This is a genomic window from Pseudoalteromonas sp. 2CM36K, assembly GCF_023161865.1.
Taxonomy (GTDB): Bacteria; Pseudomonadota; Gammaproteobacteria; order Enterobacterales; family Alteromonadaceae; genus Pseudoalteromonas; species Pseudoalteromonas tetraodonis.
This window is the reverse complement of record NZ_JALNTK010000012.1, coordinates 59,554-69,194: the sequence shown is the minus strand read 5'-3', so window position 1 is coordinate 69,194 and position 9,641 is coordinate 59,554. Positions and strand designations below refer to the sequence as shown.

At 39.7% G+C, this 9,641-nt stretch carries 8 protein-coding genes; 2 read left to right on the top strand and 6 right to left on the bottom strand.

The features are described 5' to 3' along the window. Positions 1-332: 332 nt before the first annotated feature. Entirely contained in the window at positions 333-2,864 is a 2,532-nt protein-coding gene (locus MTN97_RS09100; RefSeq protein ID WP_248474221.1) for an EAL domain-containing protein, read from the top strand. A 187-nt stretch (positions 2,865-3,051) separates the two neighbouring features. Then, entirely contained in the window at positions 3,052-3,249 is a 198-nt protein-coding gene (locus tag MTN97_RS09095; protein WP_036980276.1) for a hypothetical protein, read from the top strand. Between the two features lie 47 nt (positions 3,250-3,296). Here MTN97_RS09095 and MTN97_RS09090 read toward each other — a convergent pair whose 3' ends face one another. From MTN97_RS09090 to pstA, 6 genes are all read right to left on the bottom strand, one after another. Further along, the gene (locus MTN97_RS09090; protein ID WP_036980277.1) at positions 3,297-4,214 is read right to left on the bottom strand and encodes a hydrogen peroxide-inducible genes activator; all 918 of its coding nucleotides are present in this window, start codon (positions 4,212-4,214) and stop codon (positions 3,297-3,299) included. Positions 4,215-4,295: 81 nt separating this feature from the next. Next, the gene (locus MTN97_RS09085; RefSeq protein WP_036980279.1) at positions 4,296-5,564 is read right to left on the bottom strand and encodes an inorganic phosphate transporter; all 1,269 of its coding nucleotides are present in this window, start codon (positions 5,562-5,564) and stop codon (positions 4,296-4,298) included. Positions 5,565-5,603: 39 nt separating this feature from the next. Next, a complete protein-coding gene (locus tag MTN97_RS09080) occupies positions 5,604-6,278 on the bottom strand; it encodes a TIGR00153 family protein (protein WP_036980283.1) in 675 nt (224 codons plus the stop codon). 108 nt (positions 6,279-6,386) lie between these two features. Beyond that, positions 6,387-7,088 (bottom strand): phosphate signaling complex protein PhoU, encoded by a 702-nt coding sequence (phoU, locus tag MTN97_RS09075; protein ID WP_036980285.1) that lies wholly within the window; start codon positions 7,086-7,088, stop codon positions 6,387-6,389. A 44-nt stretch (positions 7,089-7,132) separates the two neighbouring features. Next, entirely contained in the window at positions 7,133-7,960 is an 828-nt protein-coding gene (pstB, locus tag MTN97_RS09070) for a phosphate ABC transporter ATP-binding protein PstB (RefSeq protein ID WP_008114812.1), read from the bottom strand. A gap of 19 nt (positions 7,961-7,979) precedes the next feature. Then, positions 7,980-9,629 carry a phosphate ABC transporter permease PstA gene (pstA, locus tag MTN97_RS09065; protein ID WP_248474220.1) on the bottom strand — a complete coding sequence of 550 codons (1,650 nt, stop codon included), beginning with the start codon at positions 9,627-9,629 and terminating at the stop codon, positions 7,980-7,982. Between the last annotated feature and the right edge of the window lie 12 nt (positions 9,630-9,641).

Here is a 9,641-nt window from a genome sequence, read left to right as displayed (position 1 = left end):
ATTAATATCAATAACGCAGTATAAATCGCTTTTAAACCAACCCGTGGGCGTTTCACAGGGGCATACTCTCATCGTTGCTACTTCTTGAAAGGGACTACCATTACGGCAAAGTATCGCCTTGATATTAAGCCCCTGTGAAGCGCTGAATTCTGCATTTTGAGGTGGTTTGGGTATTTAACTATTACTAATGAAGCTCAAGATAACCCCTATATTCTCCCTAATTAGCTATCAATGAACTACATTTAAAATAGCGGTTAAATACGCTTGTTCTTATGGCTAAATATCATTACTCTTACAGTTTTAAGATCTGCATTTCTCGGAGTGGTATCTAAGTGGCAAAACAGCTTAAATTGCTAATATTAAATACAAGTAATGATGAGCGCCAAACTATACGCGCTACGCTGGAGAGGCTTGGTGTGTTTGAGTTTATTGAAGCCTCAGACAGCCAAGATGCGTTAAAAATCTTAAAGAACCAAAGCGTAAATATAATCATAACCGGCTTAGATGTAGGTAAAATTGATGGCTGGCGGTTTTCACGTATGATCCGCTCTGGTTTACTTAACACGCCGAAAAATACGCCTATTTTACTTATTCCGCCCATTTATTGTGAGCGTATCGCCGAAACTACCGCACGTAGCTATGGCATAGATGCAGTACTGCCTTTTGAACGCCAAGATATATTGCCGCAAATACTCGCAAATGTGTTGTCGAGTCATTTAGAAAAAAGCAGTCGCTTAAACCTGCTGTTATTAGAACCCTTTAGCAGCAGGGCAAACGACATCAGTGAACAATTAAAGCTTAACTTTGCAATTACTCATGTTACTAACGAAAAAGCCGCGCTCAGTGCCTATAATCAACAGTCGTTTGCTATCGTGCTACTTGATGCCACTGCAGCACAAGCTGAGAGCTCAAATCAATTAGTAGAAAAGATTTTGCAGCATAACCCTCAGCAAGCCATTGTTACTATTATTGATAAAGACGATGCTGATTACGCTGAGCAGTTATTACTTTCTGGTGTTACCGACTTTATTCGCGCCCCTTACGATCCTTCATTTTTGAATAAAGTCTGTGATCATGCAGCGCGTCGTGAAGACTTCATGGTGAGCTATGCTGAGTTTGCTAACAAAGTGCAGCAGTTAAGTGTTAGTGAAGTAAAATATCGCGACCTATTTTCAGCGCATCAGCGCATTTTATTGCACTTAAACACGGTTGTACTTGAACTAGATCAGCAAGGAAATATTCGCTTTATAAACCCGGCGTGGGAATCTCTAAGTGGTTTTGGAGTTAAGTCGACCTTACAACAACCACTCACTGCGTTTTGCACCACAGAATATAAACAGTCATTACAATCAACTATTGATGATATTTTACAAGGTGGCGCGAACAAACAAAAAATAGAAGTTAAACTGAGCCAAAAAAACGGTAACTCAGTATGGGTCGAATGTCGGCTTCAGTTAATAAAAAATAGCAGCAACAACGCCACTATCACTGCCACACTCGATAACATTCATGAGCGCAAGCAAGCAGAGTTGCAATTACGCCATTTAGCCCTGCATGACACCTTAACAGGGCTACACAATCGTTATTATTTTGACCAACAACTTAACTATATTTGTCAAAACGAAAATACCTATGCAAATATTGAGCATGCACTGATTTATATCGATCTTGATCACTTTAAAATAATCAACGACAGTAAAGGCCATCAACAAGGCGATATTGTTTTAAAAGAAGTGGCACAACTGTTTATTGCCAATATTAGTAATGAGCACCTGATCTGCCGTGTGGGTGGCGATGAGTTTGCGGTGATCCTTAAAAACACCAATTTATTAGACGCACATTTAATTGCACAGAGGATTTGTAGTGCCATTGAGGGCAACCAATTTAAGTCAGAAGATCAAGTGTATTCAATTAGCTGCTCTATTGGCTTAACACAAATTACTGCTGAGAACTGCGACCCAAATGAATGTTTAAAGCAATCAGATATTGCGTTATATATTGCTAAAAATTTAGGCCGTAACTTAGTACATTGTTATTCAAAACAAGATGGTGAAAACAATGCGCTGCAAACGGGCTTAGAATGGGGCCATGGCGTACGCCAAGCTCTACAACAAGACAGTATAGAACTTCATTATCAACCCATTTGGGATTTTAAAACTAATCAGGTTGCTTACTTTGAAGTACTACTGAGATTAAAGCTCGACGACGAACTTATTTACCCAAATCAATTTATTCCCTCATTGGAAATGCTTAACGACACCTTTTTAATGGATCAATGTGTTATTCGTAACAGTATGGCAAGTGTTGCTGCGCACCCAGAGCTTCTTCAGGTTGCAATAAATTTATCGGCACAGTCATTTTTAGATGAGCGTTTACTGCCGTTAATAGAGTCGAGCCTCGAAAAATACCAAGTGTCTCCATCAAAAATTATTTTTGAAATAACCGAATCGGCTAGCATTAATAATTTGGCTGCCACTCGTAAAATGATTGAACGGTTAAATAATTTAGGCTGCCACTTTTCGATTGATGACTTTGGTACCGGATTTAGTACCTTTAATTATCTTAAACAATTACCAGCCCAACATGTGAAAATTGACGGCTCATTTGTCCGCGATATGCTTAACGACTCCATTGATTTAGCGCTAGTAAAAGCTATAAACGACATCAGTAGGTCACTAGATAAGCGCTCTGTGGCTGAATATGTGGAAACAGCTGAAGTATTTTTTGCACTCAAAGAAATAGGCGTAGACTACGGGCAAGGCTATTTTATTGCTCGCCCTGTCCCTATCGACAAGGTACTGATTGAATTAGAAAAAATAAAGAACAACCCTATTTTTTATCAAGATACCTTCACATCACTATAAACATTAATAAACAAATTTAAGCAATTTATTACTACCCAAATTGCCCATCTAACCTATACTTTGCTTATCGGCAGCAAAATGTCATGAAAATTAAGTGATCACCTTGATTTTACATGACATCTTTATTTCTTATCATCTAGATGTCTATACTCTTAAAGATGGATATTTAGTCATAAGGAGGATGTTTATGATGCAACTAATCACGTTATTATTGTTTATACACTTTGCTATTGCGCTTCAATGTTACAAGTATGCCCAGATTAAAGGCTACCCTGTAAAAACCTTTACAGTGCTTGGACTGGTGCCTTACTTCAATGTTGTTGTGTGGGTTTACTTATTGTTTTTACCGCCGCTAGAGAGCTACCAGCACAAGCAGCCACTTTAATTCCCTGTGTTATTGAGCGTATTATCTCTAATACGCTTTTTTTTAAGTTACTTAAAATCAACACTGCACTGCTTTTTCAAAAAGACCTCTAACTGTTGGCTAAACAATTTAAAGTCACGAATCCGCCCCGTTGTTTTGCGCCACAGTACACCAATATCACGATAGGCATTACCTTGTGATGGCGTAGCAAGCATGTTTTTGTTTTCTAAAATACCCGCGTTAATCGCCATTTGCGGTAAAAAAGTCACGCCAAGTTTGTACTCAACCATACTCAATAAAGTATGTAAGCTAGCTGCCTCAAAGGGATTTATACAGCTAGAGCGGTTTAAATGGCACGCACTGAGCGCATGCCCAGTCATACAGTGCTCTCGCTCAAGTAAAAATACACTCGCTTCTGGTAGTAAATTAAAGTCTTCAATGCCTTTAGCTGGTGTGTAGTCTTTATGGTGCACTAAGCTAAAATGATCTTGTGCAAGTACTTGAGTATGAAATTTATCGGTTTCGTAGGGCAGCGCTAATAGTGCCAAGTCAATTTGCCCATGCTCTAACTTATCAAGTAGCTTGTCGCTGGTATCCTCCACTAAAACTAACTCTAAGTCAGCAAACGTTTGCTGACAAAAGTGATAAAGAGGCGCTGCAATAAAGCTCGCAATCGTGGGAATAACACCTACCGTTAATGTACCGCTAAGCGGCGTTAAAAAGCTTTTGGTAAGCTCTTTTAAGCTAATAGTGTCGTTAATGATTTTTCTTGAACGCTCAACAACCTCTTCACCAATGGTGGTAAACATAAGGCTGCGATTTTCTCGTTCTATAAGCTGACACCCTAAGGTCTCTTCTAAATTTTGAATTGCGGTGCTCAGCGTTGACTGGCCAATAAAGCAGGCACTTGCTGCGCGGCCAAAATGTTGATGCTGATGCACAGCTAATAAATACTGTAGCTGCTTTATACTAGGGAGATTGGTCATTTTTCTTTCCACAAATAAAAAGACCCCAACACCAAGGGCGTTGAGATCTTTTCAAGCTAAAAGTCTTTTAAGTACTTTTTATTAAACCCCAAAAGCGGTTCTTAGTACGTAGAAAATAACAATAGCAAGGGCAGCACCAACTGGCAATGTAATTACCCAAGAAACTACAATATTTCTTATTACACCCATATTAAGTGCGGCAATACCACGTGCCATACCTACACCCAACACGGCACCCACTAGGGTTTGTGTGGTTGAGATAGGTAAGCCTGTGCCCGATGCAATAACAACGGTAGATGCAGCGGCTAATTCAGCAGCAAAACCACGGCTTGGTGTTAAATGTGTAATTCCTTCACCAATGGTTTTAATTACTTTTTTGCCTAAAATAGCAAGACCGGCAACAATACCTAAACCACCCAGTGGTAATATCCACCAAGCAATAGCCGCTTTCTTCGCGATTTCACCATTATTTTCAACAATGTTTACAACAGCAGCTAGTGGTCCAATTGCGTTAGCAACATCATTAGAACCATGAGCAAATGCCATACAACAGGCTGTTAGCACCATAAGTACTGCAAACACTTTTTCTACATTGTTAAACTGCATTTCTCTATCCGCTTTAGGATCGATATTTAAACGAGAAATCGCAATTTTACCAATAACAGCAACTAGTACCGCTATACCTATAGAAATAGCAAAACCTTCAAAGGTACCTAAATTAATACCTATGTGCTTTAAGCCTTTTTTAATGGTCACAAGTGCCATAATAAAGCCAGCTAAACCCATGTATATTGGTACAAAACGCTTTGCATTTTTAAGTGGAGCGTCTGTATCAAATATCAGCTTTTGCGCACTCATAAATATTAAGTACGCTATAAAACCTGATATCGCCGGCGTTACAATCCAGCTACCTACGATACCGGCAACCTTACCCCATTGAATAGCCTCTGTGCCTACTGCAACCAGAGCAAAGCCAATAATAGCGCCAATGATTGAATGAGTGGTCGATACCGGCCAGCCTAAAAACGAGGCAATTAATAACCAACTGCCCGCGGCAAATAATGAGGCGATCATACCTAAAATCATCAATTCAGGAATGTCGGCAAATGGGGCCGCATCAATAATCCCTTTACGAATTGTTGATGTTACTTCACCACCGGCTAAATAAGCACCTGCAAACTCAAAAATCATCGCGATAAAAATCGCTTGTTTAATGGTAAGTGCTTTTGAACCTACTGATGTACCCATCGCGTTGGCAACGTCATTTGCGCCAATACCATAAGCCATAAAAAAGCCGACTGCTGCGGCAATTAGAATTAATACCGTGCCGTAAGATGCAATGATATCCATTGTGTAACCTTAATCTTTCGTGTTTGAACTGATTTTAAATTAACGAGCTAACATCAGCTCAAGACGTGACCCTACGCGCTCTGCAATATCTGCAAGCTCGCCAACCCATTCAATGATTTTGTATAAAAACATTACATCTACTGGATTTAGCTCACTTTCTACTTTACGTAGTTGGCGGCGTATTCTAATTTGCATTTCATCCGTGTCTTGTTCTATGGCATCCAATTCTACGAGCATTTTTTCAACCAGAGTAACTTCTCTGCCTTTAAAGCCCGTTTCTAACAATTCTTCTAATTCATTAATCGCTTTAGATGCTTGTTTTGTTGCATCAACACAACGAGTTACATACGCCAAAAAGTCTTCTTGAATCTCTTGTGGTATGATCATCTCACGACCAATTACACGCCCAGCAATGTCTTTTGCCTTATTAGCAATTTTGTCTTGTTGGGTTACTAATTCGAGAAGGTCTGTACGCTCTACCGGCATGAATAATCCGCCAGGTAGTTGTAAGCGTATAGTTCTTTTCATTTCATCGGCTTCACGCTCTAAATTACGAATAGTTAAACGTAGCTCTTCAGCTTGTTGCCATTCTTCTTTAAAAACATGATTAAAAAAAGGTACCAAACTTTCGCTTGCTTGATGCGCTTTTCTGATGTGTTCTTCTATTGGTTTTATAGGTGATTTTGCAAAAACACCTAAAAAATTTGTTGGCATAACTGACCCTTTAATCAATTCAATATGCTGTTCAGCGTGAATTTTACAGCATTAAGCTAGATTGTGAACGCTTTTTCTCATTCAATTATTTTCTAGTTATTCGTATCACTACAGTGATTTTTCAATATCGTCTTGAGATGTATGACGAATATCTTTACCGTTTACAAAATAAATGACGTATTCAGCGATGTTTTGACAACGATCACCAATACGCTCTAATGAGCGAACAGACCATACTAAATCCATAATTTTTGGAATTGAGCGCGGATCTTCCATCATGTACGTCATTATTTGACGGGTGATAGCTTCATACTCTCTATCTACTTTAGCATCCTCTTTATGCACTTCAAACGCACGTTGCACATCCATACGTGCAAATGCATCTAAAACGTCATGCAGCATTTTAGATACTTGGCGACCCATATTTTCAATATTTACTAATAAATCTTGTTGATCCTTAGTAAATGAGTCTAGTGCAACTTTAGCAATTCGCTTAGCTTCATCACCAATTCTTTCTAAATCAGCAATGGTTTTTGCTATTGCAATTACTAAACGTAAATCACTGGCTGCCGGTTGGCGCTTAGCAATAATACGTGTGCAATCTTCATCAATACTGACTTCCATTGCATTAACTTTGTAGTCGTTTTCACGTACTTTTTGTGCCAATACCGCATCGTTTTTGCTAACTGCATCAAGCGCGCTATTAAGTTGTTGCTCAACCAACCCACCCATACTTAGTACATGGTTTCGCACATCTTCTAACTCTTGGTTAAAACGACCAGAAATATGTTTATTAATGTTGTGTTCCATAATGACCTTCTTTAATAATTCATTGTTTTAGCGTTTTAACCCGACTAGCCGTAGCGTCCGGTAATATAATCTTCAGTTTTTTTCTTCGTTGGTGTGGTAAATAAGGTATTGGTATCTGAATACTCAATGAGCTCACCCATATACATAAACGCGGTTTGATCAGATACCCGCGCTGCTTGTTGCATGTTATGAGTAACAATAACCACAGTAAATTTATTCTTTAAATCATTAATTAGTTCTTCAATCACTAAAGTTGAAATTGGGTCGAGTGCTGATGTTGGTTCATCAAGCAATAATACTTCTGGCTCTATCGCAATTGAGCGAGCAATAACTAAACGCTGCTGCTGACCGCCCGATAAACCAAATGCACTATCGTGAAGTCTGTCTTTTACTTCATCCCATAATGCCGCACCACGCAATGATTGTTCGACCACTTCATCAAGCTTACGCTTTTCTTTGATCCCTTGCAGGCGAAGACCGTAAACCACATTCTCGTAGATTGATTTAGGAAACGGGTTTGGGCGCTGAAACACCATGCCAACATTACGACGAAGCGCAGCAACATCTACGCTTTTGTCGTAAATATTTTGCCCGTGCAGCATTATTTCGCCTTCTATGCGACAAATATCAACCAAGTCATTCATACGGTTAATACAACGCAGCAAAGTTGACTTACCACAACCCGACGGACCGATAAATGCCGTTACTTGGCCTTTCGGAATGTTCATATTTACTTTACTCAGTGCTTGTTTATCACCGTAGTAAAGGTCGAGATCTTTAATTTCTAGCGCTTTTTGTTCGTCTGTTAAATTATTTAAATCTAACTTCAAGCTTGGCTTTGCTTGGTTTACTTTTGGAGCGACTGTAATCATGTTTGTTACCTATACTAAATTAATGCTCAAGCGATCTGAATTTTTCACGTAAATGGTTGCGTATACCAATGGCGGTGATGTTAAGGGTAATAATAACCGACACTAACAAAAAGGCCGTTGCATATACCAGCGGACGCGCCGCTTCAACGTTAGGGCTTTGAAAGCCAACATCGTAAATATGAAAACCTAAGTGCATGAACTTTCTATCTAAGTGTATGTAAGGGAAGTTACCATCAAGCGGCAACGTTGGTGCCATTTTTACTACACCCACCAGCATAAGCGGTGCAACTTCACCCGCAGCACGAGCAACCGCTAAAATTAACCCCGTCATAATAGCAGGACTGGCCATAGGAATAATGATTCGCCATAACGTTTCTACCTTAGTCGCGCCTAGTGCTAATGAACCATCACGTACTGTGCTTGGAATACGAGATAAACCTTCCTCGGTTGACACAATTACCACAGGCAGAGTTAATATAGCCAAGGTGAGTGCCGACCACATCACTCCGGGTGTACCAAATACAGGCGTAGGCGATGACTCTGGGTAAAATAGTTGGTCAACACTGCCACCTACCATATACACAAAGAATCCTAGACCGAATACACCATATACAATTGACGGAACACCCGCTAGGTTAATAACCGCAATACGGATCATTTTAGTAATTGCGTTTTTAGCTGCATATTCATGCAAATAAATGGCGGCAACCACACCAAATGGCGTCACAATTACAGCCATTAACATCACCATGAATACCGTACCAAAGATAGCAGGAAATACACCGCCTTCGGTATTCGCTTCACGTGGGTCATCTGAAACAAACTTGCCTAACTGCACAAAGTAATGGCCTAGTTTAGCAAAAAAGCCCATGTCGTTTGGAAACCATACATCCAACACTTGATAAAGCGGGATAGTAACAATCTCACCACGCATATCTTTCACAGTTACTTGGTCACGCTTAGCTTGGTTACGCAGTGCAAATAACTCTTTTTCAAGCTCACCATATTGCGCACGTAAATCAGCACGGGCTTGAGCAAGTTCAGCTACGCGCTCATCAGTTAGCTCGTTATCAAGCAAATAGGCTTTTTCCTGTAAACGTAAACGCTCTAACTCGTAGTTTATATGACCAATATCACCATTTTGTAAATTCAGTGCTTCGTCATTCAAGTCAACCGCACGCTCTACAAGATCATGTAATGTTTCAACTTTATCTGTAGTTATTGTTTCACCGTCTTTAATTACTGATTCTACATAACCGTAAAAGTTACCGTTTTTGCTACGCTCAAATACCGCGAGTGCTTTTGGTGCTGAGCTTTGTGTAATATCAGTTTCAAGTATCCAGCGAAAGTCTAAATCTACATACTCACGGTTACCGGTTTTAATTAGTAAACGCTCAACTTCGTCTTTTTCAAATTTAGAAACATCAATCCCGGTTGCCGCTAAACGCGACTTAGGTACTAATTCACGGTCGTAAATTTCACCAATAACGGTTTGTTTAGTAATCGAGCCTTCAAGCTCATATTGCATAACTTGAGATGGCCAAAAAAAGCTTAATCCCTTCCATGCAATCATGGCGAGTAAACCAATTACTGAAATTAAACTGATGCTGACGGCACCACCGGTCATCCAAATCCAAGGAGAACCAGACCTAAACCACTGCTTTACCATGTCGTGTTTCTC

Excerpts from the sequence above, each read along its gene's own strand:
- phoU (WP_036980285.1), bottom strand. The coding sequence starts at position 7,088 with ATGGAACACAACATTAATAAACATATTTCTGGTCGTTTTAACCAAGAG.
- pstA (WP_248474220.1), bottom strand. The coding sequence starts at position 9,629 with ATGGTAAAGCAGTGGTTTAGGTCTGGTTCTCCTTGGATTTGGATGACC.
- MTN97_RS09080 (WP_036980283.1), bottom strand. The coding sequence starts at position 6,278 with ATGCCAACAAATTTTTTAGGTGTTTTTGCAAAATCACCTATAAAACCA.
- MTN97_RS09090 (WP_036980277.1), bottom strand. The coding sequence starts at position 4,214 with ATGACCAATCTCCCTAGTATAAAGCAGCTACAGTATTTATTAGCTGTG.
- MTN97_RS09085 (WP_036980279.1), bottom strand. The coding sequence starts at position 5,564 with ATGGATATCATTGCATCTTACGGCACGGTATTAATTCTAATTGCCGCA.
- MTN97_RS09095 (WP_036980276.1), top strand. The coding sequence starts at position 3,052 with ATGATGCAACTAATCACGTTATTATTGTTTATACACTTTGCTATTGCG.
- pstB (WP_008114812.1), bottom strand. The coding sequence starts at position 7,960 with ATGATTACAGTCGCTCCAAAAGTAAACCAAGCAAAGCCAAGCTTGAAG.